The organism is Agromyces sp. NPDC004153, from assembly GCF_053603635.1.
The window spans coordinates 1,067,209-1,085,026 of the sequence record NZ_JBSGFY010000002.1 but is presented as its reverse complement, the minus strand read 5'-3'; the positions used below and the strand labels follow the sequence as shown (position 1 = coordinate 1,085,026).

Genomic DNA, 17,818 nt, shown 5'->3' with positions numbered 1-17,818 from the left:
CGGCTCCTCTCGGGGCGGGTCGGGCTCGGCTTCGGATCAGCGCAGTGCGTCGATGGTGGGGGTGAGGGCGGTCGCCAGTGCCTCGAATTCCTCGGGCGTGCCGGTGCCGAGCAGGACGAACGTGCTGTCGCCCGCCTCGGTGGCGAGTCCGTACTCGGCGTTGCCCACGTCGTCGCCCGTGTCGCGGTTGTCGTACACGGTCCACTCGACGCCGTCGATGGTGGTGGTGCCGGTGGCGAGCGTGCGGGCGAGCAGGCCCGCCACCCACGTGGGGTTGGCCTCGAAGCCCTGGTACATGCCGATGTACTCGTCGCTCGGCGTGAGGTAGCCCACGTACCAGGCGGTGACCTCGTCGACCTGCGACGTGCGCAGCTCGGCGGCGTTCGCGCGCCACCCCTCGGGCAGCTCGGGCACCGCGAGCGGGTCGTCGATCGCGACCTGCGCCTGCTCGGCGATGGGGGCGACGTCGACGTCGCGCTCGAGGGCCGTGTCGGAGCGCGGCACGATCAGCACGATCACGAGCACGACCAGCAGGCTCGCGCCGAGCGCGAGCACGAGGTTGAGCACCGTCTGCCGCTGTCGGTGCAGTCGCGAGTTCTCGGCCTTGCGGGCGGCTGTCTCGTCAGGGGTCTCGGGGCGGCCGAGCTCGGCCACCTCGCGCGGCGGTCGCTGCGCCATCAGCGGGCGCCGGGGTCGTCGGATGCCGCGGGCGTGCCGCGCCCGGCTCCGGCGCGCGCCGCGTCGAGGCGCGCACGCGCGCCGATGAGCCACTCCTCGCACCGCGCCGCGAGCGCCTCGCCGCGCTCCCAGAGCGCGAGCGACTGCTCGAGGGTCGCGGAGCCCTGCTCGAGCTCGGCGACGACCTGCACGAGTTCGTCGCGCGCCTGCTCATAGCTCAACTCGGCGACATCGGTGGTGGGGGGCATGCCACCCATTCTATTCGGCGGCGCCGACCCCGCCGTCGCCGCCGTCCGCGCCCGTGGGGCGCCCTGCACCGCCGGTGGACGGCGCGGGCTCGCGGAGGTCGTGCGGCGCCGGTCCGGTGGAGACCGCGCCGAGCACGCCCTCGGCGAGCGTGAGGGTGAGGGTCGCGCCCTCGGGCGCGCCGGCCGGCGCCCGCAGCACGTGTCCGTCGGGTCCCTGCACGATGGCGTAGCCGCGGTCGAGCGTCGCCTGCGGCGACAGTGCGCGCAGGTGGCCCCGGAGCTCGCCGACTCGGGCCGTCTGCTTCTCGATGCAGCGCTCGACGAGCTCGGTGCCGCGCGCGACCCAGCGCGTGAGGTCCTCGGCGCGTCGGTCGACGATCCAGCCGGCGTCGGCGAGGGCCGGGCGGGCGCGGAGGTGGCCGATCCGGTCGATCTCGCGCGACAGCAGCGCGGAGAGCCGCATGCCGAGGCGGGCGCGGGCCTGCTCGACCCGCAGGAGCTCCTCGGCGACGTCGGGCACGACGCGCTTCGCGGCATCCGTCGGCGTGGAGGCTCGGAGGTCGGCGACGTCGTCGAGCAGCGGCCGGTCGGCCTCGTGGCCGATGGCCGACACGATGGGGGTGGATGCCGCGGCCGCCGCCCGCACCACCCGCTCGTCGCTGAACCCCAGCAGGTTCTGGAAGTCGCCGCCGCCGCGCGCGACGATGATGACCTCGACCGCGGGATCAGCGTCGAGGCGCCGGATCGCCGCGACGACCTCGGGCGCGGTGCGGTCTCCCTGCACCGACGCGTACGCCGTGCGGAACTCGACCGCGGGCCAACGCAGGCGGGCGTTGCGCAGCACGTCCTGCTCGGCGTCGCTGTCGCGCGCCGTGACGAGGCCGACGACCGCCGGCAGGAAGGGGAGGCGCTTCTTGCGGTCGGCGTCGAACAGGCCCTCGGCGGCGAGCTGCCGGCGCAGGCGCTCGAGGCGCTCGAGCAGGTCGCCGAGGCCGACGTGCTTCATGTCGTAGACCTGCATCGAGAGCGTGCCGCCCTTGACCCACCAGCTCGGCTTCGCGAGCAGCACCGCGTGGTCGCCCTGCTTGAACTGCTCGGACAGGCGCGCGCGCACCGACGACCACATGGTGAACGAGATCGTGGCGTCGGTCTCGAGGTCCTTCAGCTTGCCGTAGACGTTGCCGCCCGAGACGCCCCACTGCGTGATCTCGCCCTCGACCCACACGGTGCCGAGCCGGTCGAGGTACTCCTTGAGCTTCGCCGAGAGCAGCGCGACGGGCCACGGATGCTCGCGCGTCGCCTGTGCGTCGGTCATAGGGGCCTCCCGCCGCCCGCCCAGCATCGCCCGCGTAGGATGGACACCGTGACGAGCACGACGGATGCCCCGCGAATCGGCCTCGGGATGCCCAGGATGCCGGGCGTTCGCGGCCGGCTCAAGGATATCCCCGCCCCCCGACCCAAGCGGGTGCTGCTCGCGGCGCCGCGGGGCTACTGCGCGGGCGTCGACCGCGCCGTGATCGCCGTCGAGAAGGCGCTCGAGCACTACGGCGCGCCCGTCTACGTGCGCAAGCAGATCGTGCACAACATCCACGTGGTGACCGAGCTCGAGAAGCAGGGCGCGATCTTCGTCGACGAGGTCGACGAGGTGCCCGAGGGCGCCCACGTGGTGTTCAGCGCGCACGGGGTCTCGCCCGCCGTCGTGAACTCGGCGGCCGACCGCGGCCTGCACGCGATCGACGCGACCTGCCCGCTCGTCACGAAGGTGCACCGCGAGGCCGTGCGCTTCGCGCGCGACGACTACGAGATCCTGCTCATCGGCCACGAGGGGCACGAGGAGGTCGAGGGCACCGCTGGTGAGGCGCCCGACCACGTCACGCTCGTGAACAGCCCCGACGACGTGCCGAACATCGAGGTGCGCGACCCCGAGAAGGTCGTCTGGCTGTCGCAGACCACCCTGTCGGTCGACGAGACCATGGAGACCGTGCGGCGACTGCGCGAGCGCTTCCCGGCCTTGCAGGACCCGCCCTCCGACGACATCTGCTACGCCACGCAGAACCGCCAGGTCGCGATCAAGAAGGTCGCGCAGGAGGCCGAGCTCGTGATCGTGGTCGGCTCGGCGAACTCGTCGAACAGCGTCCGCCTCGTCGAGGTGGCCCTCGAGAACGGCGCGAAGGCCGCATACCGGGTGGACTACTCGACCGAGATCAAGCAGGAGTGGCTCGACGGCGTGTCGACGGTCGGCGTGACGAGCGGGGCATCCGTGCCCGAGGGGCTCGTGAAGGAGGTGCTCCTCGAACTGGAGGACGCCGGCTACGCCGACGTCGCCGAGGTGAAGACGGCCGAGGAGGACCTCATGTTCTCGCTGCCGAAGGAGCTGCGCCGCGACCTCAGCGGCAACCGCGACGCCCGTGCCCTCGGTGGGCGCTCGCGCGCGAACGCCGACGCCTGAGCGCGACGGCGCGGCATGACGGATGCCGCCGGCGAGGTCCCGGCGCGCGATGCGGGCCGCGCAGCGGCGCTACGGCGCGGTGGTGCCCCCCATGCGCTCGATGTAGGCCACGAACGTCGGATCGTTGAGGAACACGATCGACACGAGCACCATCATGAGCACGAGCGACAGCACGCCGCCGAGGATCGGCACCCAGAACGCCGTCCTGCGGGCGCGCAGGCGCAGGATGGACCAGCCGAGCGTCGCCGCGTAGAGCGCGAGCTGCAGCACCGTGCCGACCATGGTGAGCGTGGGCAGCCACTCGGGCGGCGTGAAGTCGCCGACGCCCTGCTGCTCGTAGACGAGGGAGACCTGCTGCGGGAGCACCTGCAGGCTCGCCGCGGTGTTGATCGCGCCGAACGCGCCGAGTGCGAGCAGTGCGATGGTCACGACGCGATCGACGGCGCTGGGCGGGCGCTCGCCGGGCAGCGCGACCGGAGCCGGCGGAGGCGGGGGCGCGGTGGGCTGCGCCGGAGGGGCCGGCTGCACGGGTGGCGCCGACTCGTCGGCGGGCGGCTGCCACGTCCACCCATCGGGTGCATACTCGCCGTAGCGCGGACGAGGCCGCTCGTCGGCGGCGCCACCCTGACCGGGGGCGTCGGGCGTGCGAGCGGCCTCGTCCTGCGACATCCGTGTGCCTACGCGCTGATCGACTGGCCGGCCGAGCCGAGCTGGCGGGTCGACTCGCCGACGCGGACGGCCATCGCCGACTCGGCGACCTTGCCCCAGGCGCGCGGGTCGTAGAGCTTCTTGTTGCCGACCGAGCCGTCGACCTTCAGCACGCCGTCGTAGTTGTCGAACATGTAGCCGGCGATCGAGCGCGTGAACGCGTACTGCGTGTCGGTGTCGATGTTCATCTTCACGACGCCGTTGCGCACGGCCTCGGCGATCTCCTCGTCGGTCGAGCCCGATCCGCCGTGGAAGACGAGGTCGAGCGGCTTCGGCCCGGTGCTGTACTTCGCGGCGAGGCCGTCCTGGATCTCCTTGAGGAGCTCGGGGCGGAGCTTCACGTTGCCGGGGGCGTACACGCCGTGCACGTTGCCGAACGTGAGCGCGGCCATGTAGCGGCCGTTCTCGCCGAGGCCGAGCGCCTCGACCGTCTTGATCGCGTCGTCGAGCGTCGTGTAGAGGTGCTCGTTGATCTCGTGGCTGACGCCGTCCTCCTCGCCGCCGACCACGCCGATCTCGACCTCGAGCACGGCGTTGATGGCCTTCATGCGGGGGAGGATCTCCTTGGCGATCTCGAGGTTCTCGTCGAGCGGGACCGCCGAGCCGTCCCACATGTGGGACTGGAAGATCGGGTTGCGGCCGGCCTTGACCTCCTCCTCGGAGGCGGCGATGAGCGGGAACACGAAGTCGTCGAGCGCGTTCTTCGGGCAGTGGTCGGTGTGCAGCGCGACCGTGATCGGGTAGGACTTGGCGACCTCGTGCGCGAACCGCGCGAACGCCAGCGCGCCGGCGGAGCGGGCCTTCACGGTGTGGCCGGCGAAGTAGTCGGCGCCGCCCGTGGTCACCTGGATGATGCCGTCGGAGCCCGACTCGGCCAGACCCTGCAGCACCGCGTTGAGCGTCTGCGAGGAGGAGACGTTGAACGCCGGGAAGGCGAAGCCCTTCGCCTTGGCGGTGTCGAGCATCTCGGCGTACTGCTCCGGGGTTGCGATGGGCATGGTGCTCCTTCGAAGGTGACGTTGGGTTCGGGGACGAGTCTAGCGAGGTGGCGAGGAGTGCTCAGGTCGCCCGTGACGGGCGGCAGGGTCGGTCGGCGCCGTGCAGGATGGACGGATGACCTCCCCACGCGCCGAGTCCATCGCCGACCTCGACGACGCGGTGGCGCGTGGGCTGCGGGATGCGACGGCGGCGGCCGCGGCATCCGTCGTGCCCCTCGTCGGCTCGGGAGACGGCATGGCCGTGGACGGCACCGCGGTGGATGCGCTGCGGGCCGCGCTCGCGACCCTCGCCGTCGACGGTCGCGTCGTCGCCGGTGAGGGCGAGAAGGACGCGGCGCCGATGCTCGCGCCGGGCGAGCGGTTCGGCACTGGCGGTCTCGCCCTCGACCTCGCGGTGGACCCGGTCGACGGCACGCGGCTCGCGGCATCCGGTCGCGACGGGGCGATGGCCGTGCTCGCCGTCACCGGTCGCGGCGGCTTCGCCGACCTCGGCCCGGCGCACTACCTCGCGAAGCAGGTCACGTGGCTGCCGGATGCCGCGGGGCTGCCCATCGACCGGCTGGTCGCGCGCCTCGCCGAGGTGCGCGGCGTGGCGCCGGCCGACGTGCGCGTCGCGGTGCAGGACCGGCCCCGGAACGCCGACGTCGCCGCGAGCGCCCGTGCGGCGGGGGCGACCGTAGTGCCGTTCGAGCACGGCGACATCGAGCGGTCGCTGCGCGCCGCACAGCCCGGCACGGACCTCGACGTGGTGACCGGCATCGGGGGAGCACCCGAGGGACTGCTGACGGCCGCCGCCGTGCGGGCGCTCGGCGCTGACATGGTCGCGTCGTACGCGCCGCAGTCCGCCGGCGAGGCGGAGCGGCTCGCGGCATCCGGTCGCTCGGCGACCACGCGGCTCGCGATCGACGACCTCTGCCCGAGCCCCGCGTGGCTGTTCCTCAGCGCGGTCACGGCGTGCCGGCCGGGGGCCGACGGCGTGCTCGAGGCGGCACGGCGCGAGGCCCGCGGCATCCGAGTCGCGTCGTGGCACGTCGGGCCGGGGCGCGCGCCGCAGTGGTCGGAGCTGCTCGTCGGGGACGACGGCGCGGTCGCCGGCGCCGGTCGTTGAGGGCGGTCGGGCCCGACCGTTCAGCGTCGTCGCGCGCGACCGTTGGACCCGATCGGCACGACCGTTAAGAACGCACGAACTTTCACGTCATCCGCGGTCGGGAATACGTTTTCCCACGGGTGGAATCGTTAAGCTCGAAGCAGGCTCGGCACCGGTTCGCGGATGCCATTCCGGCCGCGACCTCCGACCGACGACCCCGGGAAGGACCCCGATCGTGAGCACCGACACCGAAAGCAGCCTCTACCTGCACCCCGACCGCAACATCGCGCTCGAGCTGGTGCGGGCCACCGAGGCCGCCGCCATCCGCTCGTACCCGTGGATCGGGCGCGGCGACAAGCTCGCGGCCGACGGCGCGGCGGTCGACGCCATGCGGGCGTTCCTCGGCACGGTCAACTTCGACGGCGTCGTGGTCATCGGCGAGGGCGAGAAGGACGAGGCGCCCATGCTCTTCAACGGCGAGCGAGTCGGCAACGGCCGCGGTCCGGCCTGCGACATCGCCGTCGACCCGATCGACGGCACCTCGCTCACGGCGGCGGGCCGCCAGAACGCGCTGTCGGTGATCGCGGTCGCCGACCGCGGCACGATGCTCGACGCGTCATCCGTCTTCTACATGGACAAGATCGTCACGGATGCCGCGGGCATCGGCGTCGTCGACATCCGCAAGCCGATCGGCGAGAACCTCCGCGCGCTCGCGGCCGCCAAGGGCAAGGAGGTCGGCGAGCTCCGGGTCGCGGTGCTCAACCGCCCGCGGCACGAGCAGCTCATCGCCGACATCCGCGCGGCCGGCGCCGGCACGCGCCTCATCAGCGACGGCGACGTGGCCGGCGGCATCAACGCGGCCCGCTACGAGTCGCGCATCGACATGTGCGTCGGCATCGGCGGCAGCCCCGAGGGCATCACCACCGCGTGCGCGATCAAGGCGCTCGGCGGATTCATGCAGGGCCGGCTCGCGCCGAAGGACGACGCCGAGCGCGCCCGCGGCGAGGCGGCGGGTCTCGACTGCGACCAGGTCTACGAGCTCGACGACCTCGTGCGCAGCGACAACACGTTCTTCGTCGCCACGGGCGTGACCGACGGCGAGCTCGTCGACGGCGTGCGCAAGAAGGGCCCGATCATCCGCACCGAGTCGATCGTGCTGCGCGGCAAGTCGGGCACCATCCGCCGCGTCGTGGCCGACCACCTCGTGGAGAAGTGGCTCGACGAAGCCGACCGCTGACCCGATTCCGCGGGCGGATGTGGGCGGGACCCGCCAGAATGGCGGAATGACCGACGCGACGAAGCTGCCGCGCGCCCTGCGCCCGTTCGCCTCGGGCCAGTACCGGCTGCTCGTCGTCGCGCTCGCCGCGTCGCTACTCTCGGCCGGGGCGTGGATCGTGGCGGCCGCGTGGCAGGTAATCGAGCTCGGCGGCTCGCCCGTCGACCTCTCGATCGTCGCGGTCGGGGCGAGCCTTGGCCTCGTGCTCGCCGTGCTGGTCGGCGGGGTCGTGGCCGACCGCGTGCCGCAACGGCGCATCCTGCTCGTCGTCGAGGTCGCGCGCGCGGTCGTCTTCACCGTGGCCGGACTCCTCGCCGTGTCGGGCGTCATCGAGGTGTGGCAGCTGGCGGTGCTGTCGTTCGTGCTCGGCGTCGCCGACGGCTTCTTCTACCCGGCGTACTCCGCCTGGCTGCCCGCCCTGCTGCCGGCCGACCAGCTGCTCGCCGCGAACGGGGTCGAGGGCGTGCTGCGCCCGGTGGCGCAGAACGCCGCGGGTCCGGCGGTCGCGAGCGCGCTCATCGCGGTGCAGGCGCCGTGGTTGGCGTTCCTGACGGTCGCGGTGCTGCAGCTCGTCGCCATCGTGGGGCTCGCCATCATGCGCACCACGGCAGTGCGCCGCGAGCTCGACGACGTCGATGCGCACCCGCTGCGACAGATGTTCACGGACTTCCGCGACGGCTTCGGGTACCTGCTGCGCACGCGGTGGCTCTTCGCGACGCTCGCGTTCTCGATCCTGCTCGTGCTCGTGGTGATCGGGCCCATCGAGGTGCTCATCCCGTTCGCGGTCCGCGACCAGGCGGGCGGCGGGGCCGGCGAGTTCGCGCTCGTGCTCGCCTCCTTCGGCATCGGCGGCGCCGTCGGATCGCTGCTCGTCGCGTCGTTCCCGCTGCCGCGGCGCTACCTGACGCTCATGATCATCGCGTGGGGCTTCGGATGCATCCCGCTCGCGCTCATCGGCGTGACCCCGTGGCTGTGGGTCATGGTGGTCGCGACGTTCATCGTCGGCTTCCTCTTCGACGGCGCCTCGGTGGTGTGGGGCACGCTCCTGCAGCGGCGCGTGCCGCCGGCGATGCTCGGCCGCGTGTCGAGCCTCGACTTCTTCGTGTCGCTGGCGCTCATGCCGATCTCGATGGCGGTGGCCGGTCCGCTCGGCGAATGGCTCGGGCTGGCGCCCGCCTTCCTCATCGCGGGCCTGGTGCCGCCGCTCCTCGCGGTGATCACGCTCGCCTCGGCGAGACTCGGGCAGGACGAGCTCGCGCATCCGCTCGACGGTCATCCCGATGAAACCGCCGTGACCGGGCCGGGAGCCGCGGCCGGCTTCGATCCGCCGGCAGACGAACGTCATCCTCGCGCCGAGGCGACGGAGCGCGTCGATCCCGAACCGGGCTGATCCCCGACGCCTGGGGCATCGCCTGGTTCCGCGATCCGGCGGGAACGTGCCGAGCACCATCGAGATATGAACGCGGGCGGACCCTCGACGCCGCGGCCCCCGTGTGGAAGCGTGGCGGGTACGGATACGAAGGGGAGGACGTTTCGTGGTCAGCATCAAGGATGCATTCCCGGGATTCAGCGTCGACGACCTCGGCGCCGCGCGCGAGTTCTACGGGACGAAGCTCGGGTTGTCGGTCGAGGACGCGCCGATGGGCTCGTTGAACGTGACCCTGCCGTCGGGCCAGGTGGTGTTCGTCTACCAGAAGGACGACCACGAACCGGCGACGTTCACGATCCTGAACCTCGTGGTCGAGGACATCGACCGCGCGGTCGACGAGCTGAACGCGGCCGGGGTCGTGACGAAGATCTACTCGGGTGACCTGGACTTCGGGACCGACGAGCGGGGGATCTCTCGCAGCTCGGAGGACAACCCGGGCCCGAACATCGCGTGGTTCCGCGACCCGGCCGCGAACGTCATCAGCGTCATCGAGGACTGACCCGCCGAAGGTGGCGTCAGGCGGCAACGGCTGGTCGGAGCTGAGTCGGCGGCGCGGCGCGACGCCGACGGTTAGTCGGTCGCGCCGTCGCCGACCTCGAGCCGGCGCCGGATCTCGGGGTCGAGCTCGAGGAGGGACCGGCCGTCGGACGAGCGTGCGTCGAACTCGTCGACGACGACCGCCTCGGTGACCTCGGGCGCGGTGAGCCGGCGGGGCTGCTCGTGCACCGCAGCGGGCGCTGCGAGGAGCGACACCTTGGTCTCGTCGATGCCGGGGAATTGGCGAGCGGTCACCAGCACGCGCGACTCGAGCGAGTTGGCGAACTTGTTGTAGCTGTCGACCGTGCGCTCGATCGCCTTGCGGAGGCCCTCGGCATGGCCGGCGAGCGTGCCGATGCGCTGGTAGAGGGTGTTGCCGAGATCGAAGAGCTTCTTGGCCTCGTCGGACACGGCCTGCTGTTGCCAGGTGAACGCCACGGTCTTGAGCACGGCCCAGAGGTTCACAGGAGAGGCGAGCGCCACGCGCTTGCCGAACGCGTAGTCCAGCAGTGCGGGATCGGCCTCGAGCGCGGATGACAGCAGCGATTCGCTCGGGATGAATGCGATCACGAACTCGGGGCTCGCGTCGAGGCCCTCCCAGTAGGTCTTCTTGGCGAGCGCGTCGATGTGGCTGCGCACCGCCCGCACGTGCCGGGCGATGAGCTCCTTGCGCCGCGCGCCCTCGTCGCCGGTGGCCGTGAAGGGGATCTGGCTCGCCTCGAGGTAGTGCTCGAGCGGCACCTTCGCGTCGAGCGGGATCGACTTGCTGCCCGGGAGCCGCACGACCATGTCGGGGCGGCCCGATCCGGCGTCGGTCACGATGCTCTGCTGCGTGAAGAAGTCGACGTACTGGGTGAGCCCGGCCGCCTCGACCACGCGGCGCAGCTGTGTCTCGCCCCACACGCCGCGTGTGCTGTTGGATCGCAGCGCGGAGGCGAGCGACTCGGTCGTGGCACGGAGCTCGGCGTCGGAGGCCTGGGCCTGCTTCAGCTGCTGAGCGATCGACCCGTACTGCTCGCTGCGCTGCCGCTCGAGCTCGGTGACCTTCACGTGCATGGTCTGCAGCGTCTCGCGCACGGGGCTCAGCGCCTCGAGGACGGCGCTCTCGCGCTTCGCCCGCGCCTCGCGCTCGGTCTGGTCGCTGCGCTGCTGCTCGACCAGATCGCGGTAGCGCGACCGGTGCTCCTCGATCTGCTGCTCGAGGCCCTCGACGGTCGACATGGCCGACGCCAGGTCGGCCTGGAGGCGCGCGCGGGCCTCCTGCTCGTGCGCACGGAGCTCGGACATCGCGGCCGCCTCGGCGGCGCGCACCTCGGCCAGCTGCGCCTGGTGACGGGCCTCGATCAGCGCCGGATCCTCGGCGACGGGGTCGCTGGTCGGACGACGTATCGACCGTACGGCGACGATCAGGCCGCCGAGGACGGCGCCGATCACGAGGCCGATGACGAGTGCGAGGAGGTCCATGCCGTCAGTGTTGCAGCGGCATCCGACATCGACCGCGAGGCGGCCCGGCCGGGCGTGGATCGGGGCCGCGGCGGCGCCCGTCGGCCGCTGCGCCACGTTGCCGGCCTGCGCGCCACTTGTACTGGCGCAGCGGGCGTGGAACTGGCGCAGAGCCACTCGTCACGCGGCGGCGCTCGGCCGGGCGGAGATCGGGTGCGCTACTGCAGCGCCATCGGCCCGTGGGCCGACTGCTGCGCCTGCGTCGCGACGGGACCGATCGCGCCGAGCGGCACGCGGGTGATGTGCGCCAGGCGCTCGACGTCGTCGGCCTCGTGGCGCTTCGCGGCGTGCACGATGATCGCCGCGCACGCCTCGGCGTCGGCGAGCGCGTCGTGGTGCGAGAAGTCCTCGAACCCGGCGGCCATCGCCGCCGACGGCAGCCGGTACGACTCGAGGTGGTAGGTGCGGCGCGCCACCTGCAGGCTGCAGAGGTAGCGGAAGTCGGGGATCGGGAGCCCGAACGCGGTCGACGTCTTCGCGATGACGCCCATGTCGAACCCGGCGTTGTGGGCGACGAGCACGTCGCTCCCGGCGAACTCCCGCAGCGCGGGCAGGTGCACGGGCCAGCCGGGCGCATCGTCGACCATGTCGCGCGTGATGCCGTGGATGCGCACGTTCCACTCCGAGAACTCATCGTGCGGGAACGGCGGCCGGATGTACCAGTGCACCCGGTCGACGACCCTGCCGTCGCGCACCTTCACGAGGCCGACCGAGCAGGCCGACGCGCTCGACGGATTGGCGGTCTCGAAGTCGATCGCGGTGAAGTCCACTGGCACGCGTGCATCGTCGCACGCGGTTCCGACACGGCCGGGCGCGTCGTGTGGCGCGTCGGCGATCGGGCTCCGGATGCCTCGGCGGCGCGGCATCCGACGGGTTGACGGATGCCGCGGGCAGGGCGTGGAATGGCTGCGGGCGCACCGAGCCGACGAGCGCCGCGAGGTGAGGAGACCCGATGACCGAGCTGCCCGCACCGGTTGCGGAGGCGTTCGCCGCGACCAACGCAGGCGACCTCGACCGGTTCGTCGGCGCCTTCGCCGACGACGGCGTCATCGACGACTGGGGCCGCGAGTTCCGCGGCCGGGAGGAGATCGCCGGCTGGAGCCGCCGCGAGTCGATCGGCGTGAACCAGACCTTCGACGTCACCGACGTGCGCGCGGCGGGCGACGAGGTGATCGTCGCGGCCGACGTCGGCGGCGACGGGTTCAACGGGCCCTCGACGTTCACCTTCCGGCTCGCGCCGGGCGGCGCGGCCATCGAGCGCATGACCATCACGGGGTGAGCGAGCCGTGAGCGATTCCCCCGAGACCACGGGCACCGGCCGGCGCGACGGCCTCGTCGCCGACCCGACCGACCCCGCGACCGTGCGGTCGGCGCGCTCGTTCGGCGCCGCGGCATCCGTGTACCACGCATCGCGCCCGGGCTACCCGGTCGACGCGATCGCCTGGCTCATCGGCGACGCGCAGCGCGTGCTCGACCTCGGGGCCGGCACCGGCAAGCTCACCGAGGCGCTCATCGAGCTCGACCGCGACGTGATCGCCGTCGACCCGGTCGAGGAGATGCTCGAAGAGCTCGAGGTCGCGGTGCCCGGGGTGCCGCGCATCCTCGGCACGGCCGAGGACATCCCCATCGAGGACGACTCGGTCGACGCGGTCGTGGCCGGCCAGGCGTGGCACTGGTTCGTGCCCGAGCGCGCGGTGCCCGAGATCGCACGCGTGCTGCGTCCTGGCGGCGTGCTCGGCCTGGTCTGGAACAGCCGCGACACGAGCGCGGCCTGGCTGCGCGAGGCCGGCGAGATCATGCACGAGCGGCACGACGCGAGCGCCACGTTCGAGAGCTACGTGCGCATCGGGGGGCCGTTCGGCCCGATCGAGGAGCACACGGTCGAGTGGCACGAGCGGATGTCGCGCTCGCGCTTCCTCGACCTCGTGCGCTCGCGCAGTTCCTTCATCACGGCGTCGCCCGAGGAGCAGGCGTCGACCATCGCGACGCTCGAGACGCTGCTCGACACGCATCCCGACGTCGCCGGCGCGGAGGAGCTCGCGGTGCCCTACGTCACGCGCTGCTTCCGCGCACGCCTCCGGTAGCCGGCTCCGCCCGCGGGGCCGGCTCAGCCGTCCAGCAGGTCGGCCGTCGCGCGCAGGATCGCGACCACGGCGTCGCGCTGCCGATCGGATACCGCGCCGTCGTCGGTGCGCGATCCGGGGCCGACCGGCGTGACCGTGCCGGTCCCCACCGTCGCGACGCCGTCGGCGGCGACCGCCGACGCGCTCGCAGTGCCGAGCAGGATCCGCCCGCCGAGCACCTCCTCGCCGTGGAACTCGGGCGTCTGCCGGCGGTTCGGGCCGAACTGCTCGACGACCTGCCGCACGAAGTCCCGGTTCGCGACCGAGCCGAGCCCGGTCGTCAGCAGCGGGATCGCCGTGCGCGTGAAGTCGCCGTGGCCGCCCGACTCCCACGCCACCTCGGTGGCCTTGCAGGCGCTGAACAGCACCTCGCGCCGCACGCCGGCGGCCCTCGGCGCTGCCGGCGCGACCACCTCTGAGGCGAGCACGCTCGCGATCGCGGCATCCCGCACCGCGTCGTCGTCATCGGACACCGGGGCGACGCCCCGGTCGGCGCGGTACGCCTGCTCGTCCTCGCGCGTGAGCACGACGGCGCGCGGCAGCGAGTCGCCGACCGGCGTGAGGTCCACGCGCGGCGCGCGGTTCGCCGAGCCCGAGTGGCAGCTGTCGAAGAACGCGGTGAGCGCCACGCCCTCGGGGATCACGTCCCAGATGCGGGCGAGGTCGTCGTCGATGATGAGCCGGCCCTGCTTGCGGAAGTCCACGGGGCAGAGCGCCTCGTCCTTCGCGACGTCGCCGTCCTCCTCGTCGGCGTCGAGGTCGGGCACGAAGGTGCCGTGTCCCGAGTACTGCACCGCGAGCACGTCGCCCGGCGCGGCCTGGCTCACGAGCTCGAGGATGGCGCGGAGGATCGCGTCGCGGGTGGCCGCGGCATCCGTCAGCTCGGTGACCTCGAACTGCGCCGCGCGCAGGGCCTCGGCCCAGGCGCGCGCGTCGGCGACGCAGCCGCGCAGGCGGTCGCCCTCGTCGGGGTAGGCGTCGACGCCGATGCAGAGCGCCCGGCGGGCGCCCGTGCCCGGTGCGGCATCCTTGCCCCCGGCGCCGTCGGCCGAGCGGGTGCCTGCGACGGCCGCGGGCACGTCCTCGTACTCGGGCCAGGGGGCGATCTCGCGCGAGCGTCGCTTCGGGAAGGCCGCGACCGCGCCCACGCCCGCGACGCGTCGGGCCACGCTCTCCATGGTCGGGGCGTCGGCGTCGAAGTCGCCGTGCGAGGTGGCGGCGCTCGCCGTGCGCACGCCGACGGCGTTCGGGGCGAGCACGAGGTCGCCGTCGGCCGACGCGCCCGTGAAGAAGTCGGCGAGCTCGGCGTCGCGCGTGAGGAACTTCGCCATGCCCAGGATCGGGGTCGCCTTCTGCGGCTCGAACGACGCCGACACGAGGTAGAGCAGCGACTTGTTGTAGATGCGCAGGCACGTGTCGGCGCGCTCGGCCTCGTCGTCCATCGTGAAGATCGCGACGCGCGCGATCTTGCCGCTGCGCGCGTGCGGCATCACGAGCTTCGAGAAGGTGTCCACTCGCACGGCCGGCGCGAGCAGGCTGAGCGACGCGATCTCGGGGACATCCGCCTCGAGTGCAGCGTCGAGCAGGTGCGAGTGGAAGATCGAGCCCGCGCTGTGGCCGACCGCGTGCACCTCGATCTCGTTGGGGTGCTCGGCCATGAACTTCGCGAGGGCGCGCACGAAGTAGTGGCCGCCGCCACCCTTGACGGATGCCGCGGCCGCGTCGATCTTCATGTCGTTCCAGATCCCGCCGCCGCCGAGCAGGCGCGCGGCGACCTCGAGGAACGTGTCCTTCGCCTCGTCGACCCAGCCGCGGCGGCCGCCCGAGGCCCAACGCCGGAGTGCGTCCCACAGCGCCGTGCCGAGGCCCGTCTCCCACACGAAGTGGATCGGGTAGACGCCGTTCTCCTTCCACCACGCCACCTGCTGCTGCGCGATGCCGAAGCCCGAGGCCTTGTCGACGAGCCCGCCGTGCGCGTAGAGCACGACCGGCACGGGACCGGGCGCGTGCGCGGCGATGAACGCGGGCAGGTGCGTCTCGAAGACGGCGTCGACGTCACCCGTGGTCGTGCGGTAGGCGCCCACGTCGCGCGGCTCGGAGGGCGCGCCCGTGGCGAGCTTGCCGTCCTCGAGCGTGATCACGTGCGGCCGCAGGTCGGCGAGCTCCGCCGCCGAGAGGTCGGGGCCGCCGCGCGGGGCGGCCGGGGCCGCAGCGGTCGGCGGCGACGGGGGAGCGGACGGGCTCGGCGGGCGTACGGCGTTCATGGCTGCGGTCCTTCCGGGATGGGCTGGTCGGGCTGGTCGATCGGTGCGGGCGGTGCGGACTGGTCGGGCGGTGCGGGCGGGATGGGCTGGTCGGGCGGCGCGGGCTGGTCGATCGGTGCGGGCTGGTCGAGGTGGATGCGTGCGCGCGGGTGCGCGTACACGGCGTAGGCGAGCTCGGAGAGGTCGGCCACCTCGTTCGCGGCGTGACGGGCCTTGCGCGTCGCCTCGGCCATCGTGAGCCGGTCGTCGGCGAGCGCGAGGTAGAACGCCTCCACGAACGTCGAGGCCGGCTCGTCGCCGACGGCCCACGAGCATCCGACGAACGCGGCGGCGCCGCCGCGAAGGAACGCCTCGGGGAATCCGCCGAGTGCCGCGGGGCCGGCCGGCAGGCGGCCGATGTCGCACGCGTTGAGGAACACGAACGGCCCGGTGTCGGCGTCGTCGATGCGTCCCCGGTCGGGCAGGTCGCGACGCAGCTCGCCGTCGGAGTACCGCGCGAGCGGCAGGTCCTCCGTCTCGCTGAACGCCGCCAGCAGCAGCTCCTGCACCTGCGGCGGCGCGGCGCTCCAGCGTCCGTGCCCGGCGAAGTGCAGCAGGTCGAATCCCTGCCGCATGAGCCCGGTGATGCCGTCGGCGTCGTCGGGGTCGATGGTCGTCGCGGCGAACCGCTCCTCGAGGAACTTCCGTTCCTCGGCGGTGTGCGCGAGGCGCAGGTGCCGATCGGCGTAGTCGGGGCACACGAAGCGAACGCCCGCGGCCGTCACGGTCAGCTCGGTCGGGTGCGCCGTGTCGTACACCCACCGGGTGAGGCCGTAGCCGCTGAGGAAGCGCGGCTTCCGGTCGTCGGCGACGCCCGGCGGCGGCACGAGGTGCACGACCTCCCACGGGATGTCGAGCTCGCCCGCGGTCTGCACGATGAGGCCGTCGAGGTCGTCCTTGGCCGTCCAGAGGAACGCGAGCACCTTCGGGGAGAAGAGCGCCTGGGCGAGCCCCATGCCGAGCCGCCGCAGGCGGTCGCGGCCGCGGCGCGCGCGCTTGTCGCGATCGGTGATCTCGGCGAGCTCGGCACGGATGCCGGCCACCTTCTCGTACGTGCGCGAGATGAAGGCGGCCTTGTCGGCGATGGGGGTCTCGCACTCGGCGGCGTCGGGACCGACGGTCACGCGGATGCGCAGTCGCGAGTCGGTGCCGACGATCGACTCGTCGATGCGGATGCTCGGCAGCGCCACGAGCTCGGGGTCGGGCTCGACGACGTCGGCGGTCACCCGGGTCGGCTCGACGGCGCGTGCGCCCGCGGCGACGATCTCCGCGGTGAGTCGCAGCGTGGCGAGCGGCAGGTCGGAGTCCTGGCGCACGACGAGCGACACCTCGCCGTTGCCCGGGATCGGCCCGACGACGCGGAACACGTGCTCGGCGACGTCCGCGTCGGATTCCGGCAGGCGTTCGGCGATGGTCTCGCGTTCGCCCTCCACGAGGCGGAACCCCCGCAACGCGATCGTCACCGTGACGTCCCGTCGCGGATCGATCATGATCCCCTGCTCGGCGTTCGTCGTGCCCGCGGATGCCTCGAGCCGCCGCCGGCTCAGGCGGAATCGGACCTCGGCGACCTCGTCGACCACGACGCGGCGGGGCATCTCGGCGTGCACGTGCGCGAGCGCGCGCCGCTCGGCGGACTCGTCGCCGGCACCGCCGACACCCGTCGAATCCTCGGGGCCGAAGTCGGGGGGCAGGCCCGGCGTGGGCAGCGGGAACGACGGGAGCGGCGGCGGCGGTGGCGCGGATCGAGTGAGCGGCGGTTCCTCGGCGCCGGGCTCGGCGGCCTCCGCGGGCGGCTCCGCGCTCCGAGGCGCCTCGGGCGCCGCGGTCTCCAGCCGCGCAGCGTAGACGCGGGCGAGCTCCTCGGCCTCCGCCTCGGTCTCGCACTCCACGACCACGACGACCCCGCGCCGCGGCCCGATGGCGAACGGGAGCACGACCTCGAGCGCGTCGGGGTCCTCTCCCGTCGGGCGGAACGAGCAGAGCAGGTCCTCGACCTGCACGAACACGATCACGCGCCGGGGGTCGACGTCCTCGGCGAGCGAGATGACGACGACCGGCGGCCCCCCACCCGTTCCGACGAGGTCGGCGCGCGCGAGCACGCGTCCCGACGAGGGCGGCGTCCATTCGAGCGCCTCCGCCGGGGCGACCACGCGCACCGCGCCGCGCGCACCGAGCACCGCCGGCGGCGGCATCATGGCCCGGGCCTCCGCCCGCGGCATCCGTCGACCCGCCTGTACCTGGCGTACATGGCCGATTCCCCCTCGACTCGTCGCGCCGCCCAACAACATGAGTGGTGCTCGACTTCGCCCTCAGGCGCAGCATACGACCGCGGCGAGCCCGCCCACCAGCGTCGACGGGCACGTTCAGTGGCAACCCGGATGCCGCGGAGGGGTCGCCCTGACCCCGCCCGGCGCGGCGCGGCATCCGGGCGCGGTATCCGACACCCGATCGGCGTCAGGACGACCCGCTTCGAGGACGT

General features: G+C 73.0%; 16 protein-coding genes. 7 read left to right on the top strand and 9 right to left on the bottom strand.

The window, feature by feature from the left end; translation table 11 throughout:
* Positions 1–36 precede the first annotated feature (36 nt).
* Genes ACWEOH_RS18995 through xseA form a run of 3 tightly spaced genes read right to left on the bottom strand, consistent with a single transcriptional unit; the run spans position 37 to position 2,241 of the window.
* Positions 37–678, bottom strand: a complete 642-nt coding sequence (locus ACWEOH_RS18995; RefSeq protein WP_452033621.1) for a DUF4245 domain-containing protein — start codon at positions 676–678, stop codon at positions 37–39.
* Positions 678–926: an exodeoxyribonuclease VII small subunit gene (locus tag ACWEOH_RS18990; protein WP_148734415.1), complete on the bottom strand. Its 249-nt coding sequence runs from the start codon at positions 924–926 to the stop codon at positions 678–680. Before ACWEOH_RS18990 ends, ACWEOH_RS18995 begins: the two co-directional genes overlap by 1 nt.
* 10 nt (positions 927–936) lie before the next feature.
* The gene (gene xseA, locus ACWEOH_RS18985) at positions 937–2,241 is read right to left on the bottom strand and encodes an exodeoxyribonuclease VII large subunit (RefSeq protein ID WP_452033619.1); all 1,305 of its coding nucleotides are present in this window, start codon (positions 2,239–2,241) and stop codon (positions 937–939) included.
* A gap of 87 nt (positions 2,242–2,328) precedes the next feature.
* On the opposite strand from xseA, the gene ACWEOH_RS18980 reads away from it, so the two are divergent.
* The gene (locus ACWEOH_RS18980; protein WP_452033921.1) at positions 2,329–3,375 is read left to right on the top strand and encodes a 4-hydroxy-3-methylbut-2-enyl diphosphate reductase; all 1,047 of its coding nucleotides are present in this window, start codon (positions 2,329–2,331) and stop codon (positions 3,373–3,375) included.
* Positions 3,376–3,444: 69 nt separating this feature from the next.
* Here the strand turns inward: ACWEOH_RS18980 and ACWEOH_RS18975 are convergent, their stop codons facing one another.
* Both ACWEOH_RS18975 and fbaA read right to left on the bottom strand, forming a co-directional pair.
* Positions 3,445–4,044: a DUF6264 family protein gene (locus tag ACWEOH_RS18975; protein ID WP_452033617.1), complete on the bottom strand. Its 600-nt coding sequence runs from the start codon at positions 4,042–4,044 to the stop codon at positions 3,445–3,447.
* A gap of 8 nt (positions 4,045–4,052) precedes the next feature.
* On the bottom strand, positions 4,053–5,081 hold the full coding sequence (gene fbaA / locus ACWEOH_RS18970; RefSeq protein ID WP_452033616.1) for a class II fructose-bisphosphate aldolase: 1,029 nt from the start codon (positions 5,079–5,081) through the stop codon (positions 4,053–4,055).
* Between the two features lie 115 nt (positions 5,082–5,196).
* On the opposite strand from fbaA, the gene ACWEOH_RS18965 reads away from it, so the two are divergent.
* The 4 genes from ACWEOH_RS18965 (at position 5,197) to ACWEOH_RS18950 (ending at position 9,372) form a co-directional block, all read left to right on the top strand.
* The gene (locus tag ACWEOH_RS18965; RefSeq protein WP_452033614.1) at positions 5,197–6,189 is read left to right on the top strand and encodes a fructose-bisphosphatase class II; all 993 of its coding nucleotides are present in this window, start codon (positions 5,197–5,199) and stop codon (positions 6,187–6,189) included.
* 211 nt (positions 6,190–6,400) lie between these two features.
* Positions 6,401–7,405, top strand: a complete 1,005-nt coding sequence (glpX, locus tag ACWEOH_RS18960) for a class II fructose-bisphosphatase (protein ID WP_187432735.1) — start codon at positions 6,401–6,403, stop codon at positions 7,403–7,405.
* Between the two features lie 46 nt (positions 7,406–7,451).
* Positions 7,452–8,834, top strand: coding sequence for an MFS transporter (locus ACWEOH_RS18955; protein ID WP_452033612.1), 1,383 nt, complete (start codon positions 7,452–7,454; stop codon positions 8,832–8,834).
* Positions 8,835–8,979: 145 nt separating this feature from the next.
* On the top strand, positions 8,980–9,372 hold the full coding sequence (locus ACWEOH_RS18950; protein ID WP_452033610.1) for a VOC family protein: 393 nt from the start codon (positions 8,980–8,982) through the stop codon (positions 9,370–9,372).
* A gap of 71 nt (positions 9,373–9,443) precedes the next feature.
* Here ACWEOH_RS18950 and rmuC read toward each other — a convergent pair whose 3' ends face one another.
* Positions 9,444–10,874: a DNA recombination protein RmuC gene (gene rmuC, locus ACWEOH_RS18945; protein ID WP_452033608.1), complete on the bottom strand. Its 1,431-nt coding sequence runs from the start codon at positions 10,872–10,874 to the stop codon at positions 9,444–9,446.
* 197 nt (positions 10,875–11,071) lie between these two features.
* Positions 11,072–11,689, bottom strand: coding sequence for a 3'-5' exonuclease (locus ACWEOH_RS18940; RefSeq protein WP_452033607.1), 618 nt, complete (start codon positions 11,687–11,689; stop codon positions 11,072–11,074).
* A 176-nt stretch (positions 11,690–11,865) separates the two neighbouring features.
* Here ACWEOH_RS18940 and ACWEOH_RS18935 point away from each other — a divergent pair, with 176 nt between their 5' ends.
* Entirely contained in the window at positions 11,866–12,192 is a 327-nt protein-coding gene (locus ACWEOH_RS18935; protein WP_452033605.1) for a nuclear transport factor 2 family protein, read from the top strand.
* A gap of 7 nt (positions 12,193–12,199) precedes the next feature.
* Positions 12,200–12,997: a class I SAM-dependent methyltransferase gene (locus tag ACWEOH_RS18930; protein ID WP_452033603.1), complete on the top strand. Its 798-nt coding sequence runs from the start codon at positions 12,200–12,202 to the stop codon at positions 12,995–12,997.
* A gap of 23 nt (positions 12,998–13,020) precedes the next feature.
* Here the strand turns inward: ACWEOH_RS18930 and ACWEOH_RS18925 are convergent, their stop codons facing one another.
* Positions 13,021–15,300: a caspase family protein gene (locus tag ACWEOH_RS18925; protein WP_452033601.1), complete on the bottom strand. Its 2,280-nt coding sequence runs from the start codon at positions 15,298–15,300 to the stop codon at positions 13,021–13,023.
* Entirely contained in the window at positions 15,297–17,558 is a 2,262-nt protein-coding gene (locus ACWEOH_RS18920; RefSeq protein ID WP_452033599.1) for a DUF7363 domain-containing protein, read from the bottom strand. The genes ACWEOH_RS18925 and ACWEOH_RS18920 overlap by 4 nt, the downstream gene beginning before the upstream one ends.
* Between the last annotated feature and the right edge of the window lie 260 nt (positions 17,559–17,818).